Annotated in this window: 12 protein-coding genes; 2 read left to right on the forward strand and 10 right to left on the reverse strand. The window is 59.1% G+C overall.

Features of this window, described 5'->3' with window-relative positions:
* Nucleotides 1-10: 10 nt before the first annotated feature.
* The 8 genes from JWZ97_RS03930 to JWZ97_RS03965 all read right to left on the reverse strand — a co-directional run bounded on the left by JWZ97_RS03930 (nucleotide 11) and on the right by JWZ97_RS03965 (nucleotide 12,050).
* Nucleotides 11-436: a hypothetical protein gene (locus JWZ97_RS03930; protein WP_205433523.1), complete on the reverse strand. Its 426-nt coding sequence runs from the start codon at nucleotides 434-436 to the stop codon at nucleotides 11-13.
* A complete protein-coding gene (locus JWZ97_RS03935) occupies nucleotides 437-1,174 on the reverse strand; it encodes a hypothetical protein (RefSeq protein ID WP_205433524.1) in 738 nt (245 codons plus the stop codon). It lies immediately after the preceding gene.
* Entirely contained in the window at nucleotides 1,149-4,043 is a 2,895-nt protein-coding gene (locus JWZ97_RS03940; protein WP_205433525.1) for a caspase family protein, read from the reverse strand. Before JWZ97_RS03940 ends, JWZ97_RS03935 begins: the two co-directional genes overlap by 26 nt.
* A 243-nt stretch (nucleotides 4,044-4,286) precedes the next feature.
* On the reverse strand, nucleotides 4,287-7,598 hold the full coding sequence (locus tag JWZ97_RS03945; RefSeq protein ID WP_371822564.1) for a filamentous hemagglutinin N-terminal domain-containing protein: 3,312 nt from the start codon (nucleotides 7,596-7,598) through the stop codon (nucleotides 4,287-4,289).
* Nucleotides 7,599-7,616: 18 nt separating this feature from the next.
* Nucleotides 7,617-9,338 carry a ShlB/FhaC/HecB family hemolysin secretion/activation protein gene (locus JWZ97_RS03950; protein WP_205433527.1) on the reverse strand — a complete coding sequence of 574 codons (1,722 nt, stop codon included), beginning with the start codon at nucleotides 9,336-9,338 and terminating at the stop codon, nucleotides 7,617-7,619.
* 227 nt (nucleotides 9,339-9,565) lie between these two features.
* Nucleotides 9,566-9,889, reverse strand: coding sequence for a hypothetical protein (locus JWZ97_RS03955; RefSeq protein ID WP_205433528.1), 324 nt, complete (start codon nucleotides 9,887-9,889; stop codon nucleotides 9,566-9,568).
* 242 nt (nucleotides 9,890-10,131) lie between these two features.
* Nucleotides 10,132-10,560 (reverse strand): DNA polymerase III subunit chi, encoded by a 429-nt coding sequence (locus JWZ97_RS03960; protein WP_205433529.1) that lies wholly within the window; start codon nucleotides 10,558-10,560, stop codon nucleotides 10,132-10,134.
* On the reverse strand, nucleotides 10,557-12,050 hold the full coding sequence (locus tag JWZ97_RS03965) for a leucyl aminopeptidase (protein ID WP_205433530.1): 1,494 nt from the start codon (nucleotides 12,048-12,050) through the stop codon (nucleotides 10,557-10,559). Before JWZ97_RS03965 ends, JWZ97_RS03960 begins: the two co-directional genes overlap by 4 nt.
* Nucleotides 12,051-12,200: 150 nt before the next feature.
* On the opposite strand from JWZ97_RS03965, the gene lptF reads away from it, so the two are divergent.
* Nucleotides 12,201-13,352, forward strand: a complete 1,152-nt coding sequence (gene lptF, locus JWZ97_RS03970) for an LPS export ABC transporter permease LptF (RefSeq protein WP_205433531.1) — start codon at nucleotides 12,201-12,203, stop codon at nucleotides 13,350-13,352.
* Complete coding sequence (gene lptG / locus JWZ97_RS03975; protein ID WP_240342465.1) at nucleotides 13,313-14,413, forward strand: LPS export ABC transporter permease LptG; 1,101 nt, start codon at nucleotides 13,313-13,315, stop codon at nucleotides 14,411-14,413. Before lptF ends, lptG begins: the two co-directional genes overlap by 40 nt.
* Here lptG and JWZ97_RS03980 read toward each other — a convergent pair whose 3' ends face one another.
* Together JWZ97_RS03980 and JWZ97_RS03985 are read right to left on the reverse strand one after the other, a co-directional pair.
* Nucleotides 14,414-14,836, reverse strand: a complete 423-nt coding sequence (locus tag JWZ97_RS03980; RefSeq protein ID WP_205433532.1) for an RDD family protein — start codon at nucleotides 14,834-14,836, stop codon at nucleotides 14,414-14,416.
* Nucleotides 14,837-14,885: 49 nt separating this feature from the next.
* On the reverse strand, nucleotides 14,886-15,095 hold the full coding sequence (locus JWZ97_RS03985; protein WP_205433533.1) for a hypothetical protein: 210 nt from the start codon (nucleotides 15,093-15,095) through the stop codon (nucleotides 14,886-14,888).
* Between the last annotated feature and the right edge of the window lie 123 nt (nucleotides 15,096-15,218).

Raw genomic sequence — 15,218 nt, forward strand, 5'->3', positions numbered from 1 at the left:
CGAAGTGCGGTTAGCCTTTATTGACAAAAAATGCGCCCAAAGAAGCGCTCACGAGTCCTTGAAAAGGTACCAGCCAAAGACGGGATGATTCCATCAGTTTCAAGGGGGGGAGTGCCGAGAAGGGGGCTATGAAGATGGGTAGTCCTACCATCAGGATATAGATAACCGACAGGGATAGCGTCAGACGATAGATGAAGCGGTCCACATTGCCCGTGCCCTGTGATTTGCCCAGCGCGTCCGAAACCAGGATGCCGATGATCAAGGTCAGCGTGGGCGTGAATATGGGCAGGAACCAGTTCCAGACATCTTCCGTTTTCGGGCTATAGACACCCACAGTGCTTTGCAGCACCAGAATGACGAACAATATCCCGGCGCCGACGAACCAAACGACGGCGAGGTATTTTTTTGCTTTATCCGAGCGAACCAGGTTTGCCATTCAACCACTCAACGCTTTCCAGAGTCCCGACTTTTCGAGATGGGTCTTGCCCTGAAAATCGCTCGGCAGCTTGAGCAACGCGTCGCTTTGGTTGGCCCCTTTTTCAAACTCATAGATCAACGCGGTCGTGTAATAATCATCCGCATATATTTGCTGGCCCAATGCCTTGGGCAAGGCAAGGGTGCCCCTATCGAGCCAAGCCATGGCATCATCGCGCGTCGGTTTGGTTTCGGTTTGCGCGTAGGGTCGGTTTGTAACTACGAAAACGATAAGACGGTAATGGCCTTGGGGGGCGGTGAACAGTGCCTTCAGGTAGTCGGACAGCGAGAGTATGGCCCGGCGTTCCGTATTCACCGACCAGCGCTCGGTTCCATCCTGAGGGGTGCCGTCCAGTTTGATTCGTTCGAGGCGCGATGCCAGGGCAAATCCGCCCGGGACGGCGTGATAGCTCTTTTCGGAGTAGCCGGCACTATCAAACGCCCTTTCCAAGCGTTCGGCCAAATCTTGCAAGGTGGTTTGTTGACCCTGCTTGATTACAAGCTCTCGCGGAATTCTGGCGAAGGCGGAGGCTTTGGGCGGGGGCCAGGGAAACTCGGGTAATGCGTGCTCGTCATGGCCTCCGGGCTCCGATCCCTTTGGTTGCGCCGCGGAGGGCGGTGTCTGATCGCTGCAACCTGAAAATGCAGCCATCAGAAGCAATGCGAGGGCAAATTTAAGGAGCTTCACGAAAATAGCCATTACCGTTCCAGGAGGGTAAGAAATTCAGCGAGTGTCGCCACGCTCTTTGTAAACGGGATACCCAGGTAGGGTGAGTATGCTTAAGCAGCGGCATATTATCCAGTTGCGCAGGCGCTTCGAGTTGAGGAGTTTGTTGATCGGCCTCTTTGCTTCGCAAATGCTGCACCACAGAACTGGCATATTCGTATAATTGGCGGAGTGTGATGTCCCCCTCGCATCTGCCATCGCAGGCGCTCTGCAGTCCGTCCAACAGGGCGTAGGTAAAAAGTCCGTGCCCCAAGCGAGCATCCTCAAGGGAGTTTTCGCTTCCTTTTGAAGACACCAGCAATGCGAACCCCGCAGACGCCGATCTTTTCTTCACCCACTGTGCATCGAATCTGCCCCCGATGTTTCTCGCCTTGCAGGAATCCACAACCAAAAGCCGTTTGCCGGCCGCATTGCGCAAGGCTTCGAAAAAGGTCTCCCAGGCGATGAGGCTCGTGTGTTCAAAAGACTGGCCATTTTCGACTTGCTCGACATGTTCGGGTATTGCGTCTCTGGGCACCAGATAGTAATTCTGTTGGGGATCGCTGATCCCATGGGATGAAAGGTAGAGAATTACGGTATCCCGCCCCTGAGCCTGCTGTAAGAAGTTCAAGGCCGACACGATGCTGGCTCCGGTGGGTTTATCGCTCTGGTTATCCGATAAAGTCTTGGTGAAAATACGCTTGAAATAAGCGCCTCCGAGGTTTCGGAATGTCTTTGCGAAATCGTCGGCATCGCTTGCGGCGTAATGTAATTGCCATCGGGGTCCAAGCTCCGGAAACGTGTTGACACCTACGGCCAGCACATAGAGATCGCCTGGCGGAGGAACCGTAGCCGGCGGCTCGCCGGAATCGGCCAAATACCGCTCGGCGATGCCCAGCGACTGACCATTGGACGACTCCACCCGGATGAGGTTGTCCCCGGCATATAACTCAAGCGGCGCTTCCTTGACCAGGGCGTGTTCTTCTCCGTTTTTCAGTATCCGATCACGGGTGGGAATCACCGGTATCCCGTTTACAAAAACGTTGTAATCCCGTATCGGAATTCCGCCCTCTTGAATCGCAAACCGCAATGTTGCGGATGGTGTTCGCCCCGGTGTTTCCGGAGCGGGCGTTATTGAGAGTATGTCGATTCTGGGCGGCGCAGTTTCGGCAAGCCGATTGATGTCGAATACATCGCCCGGAGGCACGGAGGGTGCCGCGGCGCCGGCGTGCATGCTCGCGACGTAGTTCTGCACGATCTCCGGGCGGAACAACAAGCGCTCCAACTGCACGGCCTTGTAGAAGTCGGGGGTCTTGTCCTTCCCTCGGTTCAGATGCCAGCCGATGTACTGGTCTCCGGTGGGGGAGGAGAGGTAAAAGCCCTTAGGTGTCCAGAGCACCCAGTCCCGCCCGTTGCGGTGCGGGAACAGCGCGAGAGCCTCTAAGCCATCCGCCATGCGGAACCACCGTATGCTGCCGTCCGATAAGGCGCCGACGGCCCATCTGCCGTTGGCGGACACATTGACTGCCAAAGCCATCTGGGACAGCGGTACGGCCCATATTTGCCGGCCTACCCGGTCGTATAACCGCAGCGCCCAGGTGGTGCCGAGCAACACACGGTGCGGGTCGGCTGCCAGGGCATAGCTCAGTGGGGACTCGTGCTTATCCATCGGCAGGGGCTGGCCATTCAGCTTTGGAGCCGCGCCGTCATGGACACCGGAAACGGTCATTCCTGGACTCGCCAGCAGCGGTGGCAATAGCGCGAGTTCCGAGTTCCGGGCGACTTGCAGTCCATCCGAACTCGAAAACAGCCCAAATTGCTTATCGCCGTTGCCGTAGGGAAATTGCACCCTCGATCCGTCCGGCGAAACCCGAAAATCCAGCGCCGCGCTCATGAAGTCCGCCGTATCGCGTTCGCGATGCCAGCGTTTGTCTCCCGAGGCATTCAGTACCCCGATGCTCGGGGCTCCCGTGGAATAAACGACGCCGCCGTCTGGCAGCGCATGCAGATCGGAAATGCGGTAGGGGCCGGCATCGTATCGTTCGCGGCGGCCTCGCCCCCGGTTGTCCCACCGATAAATGGCCGTACTCCCTTCGCCGGTGGATTCCCCGCCGGCATGGAGATAGTGGCCGTCATCCGACCAGGCGACCGCGATGAGATTCTTCTGCTTATCCAAGCCGGTCACGTCCACCGCATGGCGATCCGACAAATCCACCCCGGAGAGGATGGCCACTCGAGGGGCGTCGTTGAAGCCGATGGCGACCTCGCTCCCGTCCGGCGAAAAATAGGCGTGAAACGGTTCGTTGCCGATTTTCCGGACTTTGATGCGCTTGAAGCGGGCGTCGTACAAGCGCGCATAACCGTCGACCGAGGTCGTGACCAGACGCCCGTCCGGGCTGAAATCGATGCCCAAAATGTGATCCTGGTAAGCGGCGTCCAGGGCTATGCGCCGGAAGTTTCGTGTTTCGAAAACCATCAAAAAGGCGCGGCCTTCCCTCGACAAACACACCGCGAGAAAACGCCCATCGTCGGAATAGGCCAGATTGTCGATGGTCGTGGCGGCGTCATTCAGCCGGAGCGTGTAGGCCCGGCGAGCGTATTCCAGATCGAAAAAATAGACCGTCGTATCGTTTTCTCCCGCCAAGCCGGTATAACCCGCCACCGCAGCGCGTTTGCCGTCCGGCGACACCGCCCCGGCGTAGAGTTGCCCTTCGTGGCCCGCCGCGCTGATCGGAATTCGCAACGTGGCGATTAAACGTCCCGTTTGCAGGTCCCAAACCCGCGCGGTCTTGTCGTCCGAAACGCTGACCACCCGCCGGTGTATGCGGTCCACACTGAGCTTCTTGATGAACGCGGTATGCATGTCGGTTTCCACCCGCAATACCGGAGTAGTGGATGGCGGCGCGGACCATGCACCGTACGAATATCCGAGGGCGAGAAACATCAGGCAGACAAGAAAAAAGACCATGGACCGGTCACGTTCACGGCCGCCGTCGATCCAACCGCCTAGGTTCGCGGACTCAGCCTGTGTTGACGGGACCGACAGCTCGAATACCATCGTTTCAGCGTGTCCGACACGGCCGGCCCCGTTCATGGGAATACATCCTTAAGCGGGGCAGTCGGTCGCTCCCGACCCAGCGGTGGGTTTTTGGCCGTCAGGCCCCTTCCGCACGGCTGCTGCCGGCTGATTCGGCGCTTCAATCACGTACAAACCGTCGCCGCCATTGCGGTCTTGTCCGGCTGCCCCGTCCCGTTGGGCCAAAGTTCGCGATCCCTTGCATTTCACGGTCCGCCAAGCCACTTCCGCTTGCGGCTGGACGCGAGTAGTTAGGCCGGCGCTTGCAACCGCTCCCTGCAGTTGGCCGATGGTATTTCCGCCGGTGTTAGCAAATGTGAGTGTGCCTGGACTATCGCCCAGACTGATCGCGCCGCCTATTTGGCCGGGGGAAAAGCCTGCAGCGGCAAGAGAGGCTGTCGTAGCACCGTAGATAGTGTTCGCGTTTAGCGCTATGAAACCCGTGAGTCCGTCAGGGACGAGTTGTATTTTACTGTCATTATCCGCCCCCCGGTTTTGGGCGTCGGTAGAGGTCTGGTTCGTGCCGTTGACCGTTAAAGTGTTTATGAAAATATCTTTTTCAAATCTGATTTGGCCTCTGGTTGTCAGTGCGAGGTTAAAAGTACCTATAACTGGAATTATTGGGGTATCTCCATTCCCGCCGGAATTGTTAAGATCAAAAAAACCCTGAAAACCGATTTTATCCCCATCGACCGCGTGTTGGTCTCGGTATAGGGAAAGCGCCAAGATGTTTTTATCTCCAATCTGTCCCTTGAACTCAATGCCCCCGCTATTCGCCGACAACTCCAAGCCATGATTAACAAAGCTATCGAAAACCACATCGAAATCCTGCATACGAGTCGCGGTATTGGTGGTTACGGTGGGGTCGTCGTAGTTCACTGCGTATGCTTTTGAAAAGTTTTCCCTCGCGTCAGCTGCATAACGGTCAAGTTTTCCAGCAAACGTGATATTCCCCCCATTGCTATTGACGGTGATTTGGCGTACTTCGAACAGTGAGGCTAGGCCGGCGACCCTTTGATCCGCAAGGGTCTTATCAAGGTTAGTCCCATCGTATCCTGTGATAGTGGTTCCATTTTTTTGTAGCCGTAAATTAAAGTTTGTTGGCTGGTAGGTCGCCCCAACGATGTTCCCACTATTTGCGAATATGAATTGTTTGAACAGCGTGTCAAGTACCAGAACTTGTTCGTTATTGTTCGTGATCACATTACACGTAGGGCACAGCTCCTGAGCACACACGCTCGTGGCGCAAGTATCAAAGCTTCCTTGGTATCCTGGTGTCTTAGCCGTGATTGGCACGTGCAATTCTCCGGCTTGCGGATTAAGCAATACATCTCCTGCAAATGTGATATTACCCCCATGGGTATATACATTGTGATTGAGGTTGATTGCCGAGCGATCCAAGTTGTTTCCCGAACTGGCCAGCAGAACCGAGCCTCCCGAGTCGATGGGGCGATCGATATCGATATTCCGCAAAGCCGTTACCTGAATGTCACCGGTCGAAAGTAAGCCTTTCAGTTTGACGTAACCGCCGTTGGCGTCGACGAGAATCCGGCCCAGGCTAAACCCCGGTATTCCGCCGAGGTCTTGTAATTGCGTTACCGAACCACGACTCGAGGATAAGGTCACATCGCCGGTAGTCACCAACTGTTGGGTCGAGATGTCGCCGCCAGCGCGCAGGGTGATGTTCTGGTTGCCGGCAAAGAGGAAGCTGTTGTCGGCCATGGTGATCTGGCCGTTGGTGGCGGTCGCGGAGATCGCTCCATTCTTGGTGAGGATGGCGGCGCCGATATTGATGTCGTTGCCGGCGGTCAGATCCAGACCGGCGCCCGACGGCGCGTTGTCGAAGCGGGCATCGATTCTTGCCAGGACATCGATGTTGCGCGTGGCCTTCAGCAATACGTTGGTGCCGCTACCCAAAGTCGTCGAAATGGTGGAGGCCGATATCGTCGCCGGATCGCCGGTCAGGGTGCTGCTCCCGCTGTCCGCTACCGTGATGTCCTCGGGGTCCAGCAGCAAGGTTCCGGCGCGCCCATGTGGCGCATCGAGGGATACGCGCCCCGTGTAATTCAAGTGCTTTTTGCCCGAGACTTCGGCCAGGCCGCCGTCGCCGCCGCGCGATCCGCCTTTCGCGCTAATGCTGCCGTCGAAACGGGTGTGGTCGTCGGCCCACACGATCACTTTGCCGCCGCTGCCTTCCGAGCGGCTGTCTGCCTGGATCCTTACCTTGCCGGACACGCTCGTGGTTTGAGCATTCGGCGCCGCGCCTTGGCCTTGATAATCCCCGCCCACCAACACCGTTCCACCGTTGCGATCGCCCGAGGCATCGATATGCGTACCGTCGTTCAGGGCCACCGTCCCGGCGCGTACTTCCACCTTGCCGCCGTCGCTGTTGGGGCTTTGCCCGGAAACGTCGACCGTTCCAGAGACGCTGACTTTGGTGTTCTCGTCGCCTACCAGGGTGATCACGCCATTGCGGTTTTCGACCGAGCGTGCCTGCATGTGGCCCTGCAAGTTGATCTGGTTGTCGACGATGTGTTTGCCGGTACTGGCGAGCAGGGCAATGATGCCTCCGTCGGCGATGATTTCGCCGCGGTTGCCGACATAGTGCGTCAGTGGCTTGCCTTGAGCGTCTGTTATCTGCCCCAGTTGCTCCTTGCTGACGGTGAGATTGATGAGCCGGTCGCCGTAGAGATCCAGGGTAAAGGCATCGCCGGCCGCCAGTGTCACCTTGCCCAGCCGGGCCTGGATCACGCCCTGGTTCTCCACGCCCGGTGCGACCAGGGCGACCAGACCGCCTTGTTGTACGCTGATGTTTCCCGCATTGCTGATCAGCGCACCTGGCCTTCCTGGCTGATCGAAGTTCAGGCGCCCGGCCATGAAGTTGGCGTTGCTGATGTTGGCGGTGCTCGCGATGAGTCCGCCGACGTTGATCTGGGCGGTCTTGTCGAACAGGATCCCGTTGGGATTGACCAGATAAACATGGCCGTTGGCCGTGAGCTTGCCGGCAATCGCCGAGGGGTCGTTGCCGGTGATCCGGTTCAGTACGGCCGAGTCCCGGCCGGGTTGATTGAAATTGACGTGCTCGTGACTCTGGATATTGAAACTGTTCCAGTTGATCACGGCGCGCTCGCTGGCCTGATTCACGTCCATGCGGTTGCCGGACTGGGATATGCTGGCGCTACCCGCTGCCACGCTCCCCCCTTCGGGATTCGCGTGGGCGCATGCACTGAATAGAATTCCCAGCGTTGCGGCCGCTCCCATCCCGCGTATCGAGCATGCGGCGCAACATGAAATACAGCGGGAGAGACACCAGATTGCGGAGGACTTCGGAGCTGAATGCATGAGCGTGCCTCCTCTGGTTCAATAGGTCAGTCTGAAACCGCCGAACAGGCGCATATCCCGATTGCCCTCGCTGGCTTCCGTGGGGTGCAGGGGTTTGGCGCCTTCGATATAGCCGCTGAAGTACGGGTTGAACGAGAGCCGGATGCCTGCGCCGGCCGCGGCTGCGCTGATTTTGGCTTGACGGCGGTCGTTGAAAAAGACTTCGCCGTATTCGTAGAAGCCATAAAGCAGGGTGTTGACCGGCGCCCAGGCGTCGATCGCGTATCTCAGTTCCCCCTTGGCCGCCCAGCCCTTGTCGCCGATGAATTCCGAGGGGTCATAAGCCCGCAGGAACTGCTCGCCGCCGATGGCGAACTGTTCCGGCGACAGCAACACGTCTTCGGTGTATTGGCCATTAAATGCCGCCAGCAGGGATAGATGCTGGGTGAGGGACTGGAGGCGGGATAGATACAAGTTGGCCTTGGTGTAATCGACCTGACCATGGGCCGTCGAAAGTTTCGCGGTTCCGTCGTTGCGCGAACTCTCCGAGGGATCGCGTGCGCCGAAGATGGGCGCGCCCTGACTCAGTTCGATATCAGCCACATTGATGCCGAAAAACGAGTCCGCGAGGTCATAGGTCAGGCCGACGCGGAACGAGCGGATGCGGTCGTCGATGAGCGTCGTGCCGGACAGCGTCTCGTCGGATTGCGAGTCCACCCCGGAGAAACTCCCGCGCAGCGAAAGATTGCTGTTGCGGGTGCGTATCAAGGGGTGCACAACGGCGAGGTTGAAGGAGATAAGGTTGGACCGAAGCCCGTTGGAGACGTCGAAGATCGAGCTTTGCGACCAGACCTGGTTAACGACGGCGGAGAACTTCGTGCCCTCGGTACCGACGTCTATATCCTGCCCCAAGGACAAAAGCGTCATTTTCCCTTCGAAAGACTGGAAAAGCCGTGCGTAAGCCTTCTCCTGCCAGCCCAGCACATTGTTTTCCTCGACGTAGACCTCGCCGCGGTAAGTGCCGAGCAGTTTAGGCAGGCGGTTGTTGAAACCAGCCTGCGCGCCAAACCGCTTGCGGCTCAGGGTGATCAGTAATCCCGCGGCGCCTGTTTGCGTGGCCGAAGGCGTGATGGACGCGGAAGCGGCAAGACCTGGAAGATCGTTCATCAGCAACAAATAGCGTTCCAGCACGCTTTGGCGCAGGGGGCGAGCGGCGCGTATTTTTTCGGCGTACGCCAAGACCAGGCCGCGCGAGTCGTTTGGCTGATCACCGTCGAATTTGACCGAGTCGATGAAGCCTTCGACGACCTTGATAGTCACTACCCCTTCCTTAAGCGTTTGTGTCGGAATCAGGGTTTGCGCCAGCACATAGCCGTCGTTGCGATAATGGCTGGTTAAGTTTTCTGCCGCCGTTCTAAGTTGTGCGAGCGTTACTGTTTTACCGATCAGTGCGGAAAAATATCCCTTAGGAATATCGGGACTATAAGCGGTGACGCCTTCGATACTGACATCGCTAAGGTGAAAGCTTGCAGCGGGTCCTTCGGGGTGAGGTGCGGCCTGGACCGCGGGACGGGGTATGTCGGGCGGAGTCGCGCGCGGCGAGGGAGGTCGGGATAATTGTTTTTCGATCTGGCCGGGCTGTATTGCTCCCGGGATTTCCGCCGCCCCGGTATATTGGTACGGAATCAGGAGAAATAAAAAGATCAGCCGATGCCAGCTTTTTAATATCCCGCCCGTTCCTGGCCGGTGTGCCTTAGCCATATTCATGTGCCTCCCGTTGTTATTAGGTAAGGGAAGAGAATAAGGGCGGGTGGAAAAGGCACGGGGCCCTATCGTACGACGGGATCGATGATGCGCTCGGCTTAAATCAGCCGTCAATACCGAGATGGAATCTTCTTACGGCTTCATGTGCCCCTCTGGGGCATAAGCGTCATGCCGGTTCAGCGAGAGGAATGTGGAAACAAAGTTTTGATGGCTAGGGATAATACTTATCTTGCGGGTTCCTGAAACCGGTAAATCGCACTGTTCAAATAAAGCAGCACGTCGTCGACTTCGCTTTTCCCCCAATCCTCTCCCATGTGGAAAGCCCAGCCTTGTATGCGCTGACGCAGGTCTTGCAAATTTGTCACTGCGTGTTTTTGGCCGGGTTTGGCGATGTCTTGGTGGCAGACCAGGCACTGGTTCTCGAACAGTCGGCGGCCTCGCTCGGCGTCTTGGGCCATTGCTTCGGTGCAAAGTATGAGTGGGAGAAACAAGGCGAGCCGGCCCAAGGGGGCGTGGAATCGTGTTGTTCCGCTTTGCGCAGGTTCCATAAGCAAGACCTCTGCTGGTAATGCCTACCCCATGGGGGATGGTGTGAAGCTACGGTGTGGGGCGTGCCCTCAATCCTTCCCCACGGGCCCGGTCCGGCTTCTCCCGGCAGGCTGGCCGGCTTTGCCTGGAAGCCTGTGGATAGAATCCCCCTTATCGGGCGGCGAAACAAGGCATGTAGGGTTCGTGGGACGGCGACCGATCGTAATCGGCCGGCCCGCCTTCGTCGCAGCGATGGCGGTACTTATTCCCCCAGCTTGTGGGTTTCGATTTCCAGTCCCAAGCCCTTGTAATGGCGGAATTTTTCCCGTCCCGCCATGAGTGTGGACGGGTCGTCGTTGACCAGTTCGGCGAGGCGGGGATAGGGCGACATATCCGGCGGCAGATCGGGCGCCAGATTCAGCAGCAAGTCGGCGCCCTCGCCGAACTCCTGGCCGATCAGTATGGGCACTTCGGCCCGCTCGTCGGCCGGGGCGTCGGTTCGGGTATGGGGAATGAAACTGCCTTGTCGGAAAGTCCACAGCAAATCGTCCATGGTCTGTTGCTCACCGCTCAGCGTGCGGATGTGGACTTTCAGCCCGAGGCGATAGGCCTTTTCCGCGAGCTTGCAGGCCAGGGTCCAGCGTTGCTTGGCGTCCTGGCCGGTTTGCACGTAAAAATCGACCTTGGTCATTGCGCCCGGTCGATCAGGTACTGCGCCAGCAGTGGCACGGGCCGGCCGGTCGCGCCCTTGTCGGCGCCGGTTTTCCAGGCGGTGCCGGCGATGTCCAGATGCGCCCATTTGTAGTCCTTGGTGAAGCGCGAAAGGAAGGCGCCGGCGGTGATGGTGCCGCCGTCCGGGCCGCCGATGTTGGCGATATCGGCGAAATTGGACTTGAGCTGTTCCTGGTATTCGTCCCACAGCGGCAGGCGCCAGACCCGGTCGGCCGCGCGCTCGCCGGCGTCGGTGATTTGCGCGGACAACTCGTCGTCGTTGCTGATCAGGCCGCTGGGGTGGCGGCCCAGAGCGACGATGCAGGCCCCGGTGAGGGTGGCGACGTCGATCACCGCGACAGGGTCGTAGCGCTTGGCGTAGGTCAATGTGTCGCAGAGGATCAAACGGCCTTCCGCGTCGGTGTTGAGGATTTCTATCGTCAAACCGGCCATGCTGGTCACCACGTCGCCCGGTTTGTTGGCGTTACCGTCCGGCAGGTTCTCCGAGGCGGGGATGAGGCCTACCACGTTGATCGGCAGGGCCAGTTCGGCGGCGACCGAGAGCGCGCCGATCACGCTGGCGCCACCGCACATGTCGTACTTCATCTCGTCCATGTTGGCGGCCGGCTTGAGCGAGATGCCGCCGGCGTCGAAGGTGAGGCCCTTGCCGACCAGTACGTAGGGCTTGGTCTTGGCCGAGGCGCCCTGGTATTCCAGCACGATCAGGCGGGCCGGCTGGCGGCTGCCCTTGGAGACCGAGAGGAAAGACCCCATGCCGAGTTCTTCCAGATCGCTTTCGTCGAGCACCTTGGTCTTCAGTTTCTTGTGTGCCTTGCCCAGCTTCACGGCCTGTTCGGCGAGATAGGATGGCGTGCAGATGTTGCCGGGCAGGTTGGCCAGATCGCGCACCTGCAGCATGGCGTCGGCTATGGCCTTGCCCTGTTTGACGCCTAATTCGGCCTGTGCCTGGTGCGAGTCGCCATCGACCAGGAAGTTCAGCTTGGCGAGCCGGGCCGGCTTGATCTGCGTCTTGTCGCTTTTGAGTTGCGTGAATTGGTAGAGGGCATTCTCGAAAACTTCAATGTTTTGGCGGATCTTGCCGTCCAGGGCGAGGCCTTTGACCTCGGCTTCGTGCAGGGCGCTGGCCGCGGACTTCACCGCATTATCCTTGAGCGCCTTGATGGCGGCGGCCAGGGCCTTGCGGTAAGCGGCGATGTTCAATTCCTCGGCCTTGCCCAGGCCCACCAGGAGCAGGCGCTCGGTCTTGCCGTGCGGCAGGGGATTGACCAGCAGGATGTCGCCGGTCTTGCCCTCGATGTCGTCTCGTTTGAGTAAGCGGGTGAGCAGGCCGTCGTGCAACTGATCCAGGGCGGCTGCGGTCGGTCCCAGCTTACGTTTCGCGTAGAAGCCGACGATCAGGCAATCGTCTGAAATCTTGTCCGGTGCCTCGCTTTTGATCGAATAGTCCATAATGGTATCCTTCTGATGTTTGAGTGAAAGGCCGGCCCGCCCCAAGCGGGCCGGCTGTTTTTTGGCCGCAATGTTAGAGTAAGTAGCTGCGTTTGGCGATGGCACCCGCAACGGTGGCACCCGGCGCTCATCGTAAGGATGTCGCGTTACATGAGTTTTCCCGTAGTCGAACCGAAGCCGTTGACGCGTACGAGGCGGCGATGGCTGCCGGTGCTGGACCGCATGATCACCGCGGAGCTGGCCAGTACCAGCCTCGCGGTGCTGGCGGTCTTGGTGACCATCATCGTCAGCAAGAAGTTCTTGAGCATATTGACCAAGGCCATCGAAGGCGAGGTGGCCGCCGATACCCTGTTCGTGCTGCTGGCCCTGAAGATGCTGTCGGCCTTGATCATCCTGATGCCGCCTTCGCTGTTTCTGGCGATGTTGATGGTATTCGGGCGTATGTACCGTGATCAGGAGATGACCGTGCTGGGCTCCGCAGGGGTTGGGCTCATGCGGTTGTACCGGGCGGTCCTCTATTTCGTGCTGCCGGTCTGTGTGCTATCGGCTTATTTGGCGCTGGAGGTGATGCCCTGGTCCGAGCGTCAGTCGCAGGACCTGATGCACCGCGATGAGCAGAGCGCGGACGTGCGCGGCATCAAACCGGGGCGTTTCAACGAATTCAGCCGGGGCGACGTGGTGCTGTACGCGGAGGCCGTGGAGTCGGACGACAACACCTTGACCGACGTGTTCGTGCAAAGCCGCGATGGCGACAAGGCAGGCATCGTGGTGGCTGAGCAAGGCTTTCTGCAAACGGCCGAGACCGGCGAGCATTTCGTGGTGCTGCGCGATGGCCACCGCTATCAGGGGATACCGGGCCAGGCGGATTTCGTGATCAGTGAGTTCGACGAGTACGCCGTCAAGATCGAGGACGACAGCAGCCCCGAGGCGGCGGCCAAGCGCGAGGCGGAGCCCAGCCTGAAGCTGTGGGTGTCCAGCACGCCGCGCGAACTGGCCGAGCTGCAGAAGCGCATCGCGGTGCCTTTGGGCATACTGGTGCTGGCGATTCTGGCCATACCGCTTGCGCGCATGGCGCCCCGCAGCGGGGTCTACGGCAACGTGGCGGTCGCCTTCCTCATTTACATGGTCTATGAGAATTTGCAAAAGGTCAGCCAGGGCATGCTGATGACCGGCAAATGGCCCATGTGGCTGAGTTATTCCGCCGTTTATGCGTTGATGACCGTGATTGCCCTGTTTTATCTGTTGCGCAGCTACGGCCTGAAATGGCTCATCCAATCGGCCAGGGGGAGGGCACCGCGATGAAGGCCTTGAACCGCTACATCGCCAGCGAAGTGCTCAAAGGGTCCCTGGTCGCCTCGCTAATACTCCTGGCCTTGCTGAACTTCTTCAGCTTCGCCGACGAGTTGCGTGACATGGGGGAAGGCGATTACGGCTTGAAGCAGATTTTCCTCTACCTGACGCTCAATACCCCGAGGAGCTTCAACGACCTTCTACCGTCCGCCGCGCTGCTGGGCAGCCTGGTGACGCTGGGAACGCTCGCGAACAATCGCGAACTGGTCGCGATGCAGGCCGCCGGGGCATCCAAGACCCGCATCATTTTCGGGGTCCTGCGCGCCGGCGTATTGCTCGTGGTGTTTTCCTGGGGGGTGAGCGAGTATGTCTCGCCGGTCGCCGAACGCTCGGCGCAAATGCTCAAGGCCACCGCCACCCACGAGCAGATCGCCTCGCGCACCAAATACGGTTTCTGGGTACGCGACGGTGAGGTTTATATCAATATCCGCCAGATCAACGAGGGGGAGTCGCTCGGCGACATCAGTATCTATGAGCTCGACGAGAGTCACCGCCTGAAGCAGGCCTCTCACGCGGACCAGGCGCGCTACCAGAATGGTCGTTGGGATTTGAGCCGGATACGCCGCACGCATTTCGGCGGAGAGACCGTGAGTTCGGAATCTCTCGACAAGTTGGACTGGTCGACCATATTGGCGCCGGATTTGCTCAATATCTTCGTGGTCCGTCCGGAAAACCTCTCGGCGACGGATTTATGGAAATATATGGGATACCTGGCGGAAAACGGCCAGAAATCCTTGCCGGTGGAACTGGCCTTCTGGCAGCGCGTCGTCAGCCCTTTTCTGACCCTGGTCATGCTGCTGGTGGCCGTGCCCTTCGTCATGACCATACGGCGGGAAACCAGCATGGGGCAACGCATCGTGGTCGGGGTTACCCTCGGTTTGGGGTTTTATCTGTTCGACCGGATGTTCGGCCATTTTGGCCTGATTTATGAACTCAATCCGCTGGTCGCCGCCGCCGCGCCCACCCTGCTGGTGTTCACGGCCGCTACGGTCGCCATCGCCCGGCAGCGCTAGCTAGGACTTTTCCCGCAGGATCCGGGTATTTGATGCCCGGTCGTGCCAGCAGTGGCGTTCGGCGTCGAGTAAGGCCCAGCAGTATCCCAGGCCCAACAAGCCCAGGGAGGGAAGGGCGCATAGATAGCGAAGCGCCGCCTGGCGCCAGCCTACGGGACCGCCGTCGACCGTGTAGAGACGCAGTTTCCACGCGCGCATGCCCAGCGTCTGACCGCCGTGAGTCCAGAACCAGCCGAAGAAGACGAAACCGACCCCCAGCAGATAAAGTCCGTAAGCCCATTGGCCGGGGCGGATGGCCTCGCCGTGGCGGAAGGCCAGTAGCAGCGCGGTGGCGACGAAATAAAGACCGAGCAGGAGGAGTGCGTCGTAGAGCATGGCCCCTAAGCGGACGAGCAGGCCGGCGGGGGTATGGATGTGCGTCATGATGGCAGAGGGGGAGGGGCCCGGCCGGGACCGGCCGGGCCCGGGCGAATCACGAGGTTTTCTCGCTCACGTCCGGTACGTTCAGCTTCGCGCCGAAAAACATGGAGAGGTAAACCAGGAGGCCGATCAGCAAGATGCCCAGCACAACCGGCGGGCGGACGAGCGGCAGGAACAGGAGCACGGCGAAATCGCTGACGAATACAGCGGTATGCACCGGGTAAGCCAGGAAAATCTCTTTGTCGAACTTGAACGTTGGCATGTTTCCTCCTTACAGTGAACGGGTTTTTCTCCGGCCACGTGGTGTCGACCGGGCACCCCTTGTTGGTATTGTGTCGTGCGGTCAGCGCGCAGGCGGGTATTCCCCTACCTTTAACGCTGTTAC

The organism is Methylococcus sp. EFPC2, assembly GCF_016925495.1.
GTDB lineage: Bacteria > Pseudomonadota > Gammaproteobacteria > Methylococcales > Methylococcaceae > EFPC2.

Coding starts and splice junctions, on each gene's coding strand:
- JWZ97_RS03930 (WP_205433523.1), bottom strand. CDS start 436: ATGGCAAACCTGGTTCGCTCGGATAAAGCAAAAAAATACCTCGCCGTC.
- JWZ97_RS03935 (WP_205433524.1), bottom strand. CDS start 1,174: ATGGCTATTTTCGTGAAGCTCCTTAAATTTGCCCTCGCATTGCTTCTG.
- JWZ97_RS03940 (WP_205433525.1), bottom strand. CDS start 4,043: ATGCATACCGCGTTCATCAAGAAGCTCAGTGTGGACCGCATACACCGG.
- JWZ97_RS03945 (WP_371822564.1), bottom strand. CDS start 7,598: ATGCATTCAGCTCCGAAGTCCTCCGCAATCTGGTGTCTCTCCCGCTGT.
- JWZ97_RS03950 (WP_205433527.1), bottom strand. CDS start 9,338: ATGGCTAAGGCACACCGGCCAGGAACGGGCGGGATATTAAAAAGCTGG.
- JWZ97_RS03955 (WP_205433528.1), bottom strand. CDS start 9,889: ATGGAACCTGCGCAAAGCGGAACAACACGATTCCACGCCCCCTTGGGC.
- JWZ97_RS03960 (WP_205433529.1), bottom strand. CDS start 10,560: ATGACCAAGGTCGATTTTTACGTGCAAACCGGCCAGGACGCCAAGCAA.
- JWZ97_RS03965 (WP_205433530.1), bottom strand. CDS start 12,050: ATGGACTATTCGATCAAAAGCGAGGCACCGGACAAGATTTCAGACGAT.
- lptF (WP_205433531.1), top strand. CDS start 12,201: ATGAGTTTTCCCGTAGTCGAACCGAAGCCGTTGACGCGTACGAGGCGG.
- lptG (WP_240342465.1), top strand. CDS start 13,313: ATGGCTCATCCAATCGGCCAGGGGGAGGGCACCGCGATGAAGGCCTTG.
- JWZ97_RS03980 (WP_205433532.1), bottom strand. CDS start 14,836: ATGACGCACATCCATACCCCCGCCGGCCTGCTCGTCCGCTTAGGGGCC.
- JWZ97_RS03985 (WP_205433533.1), bottom strand. CDS start 15,095: ATGCCAACGTTCAAGTTCGACAAAGAGATTTTCCTGGCTTACCCGGTG.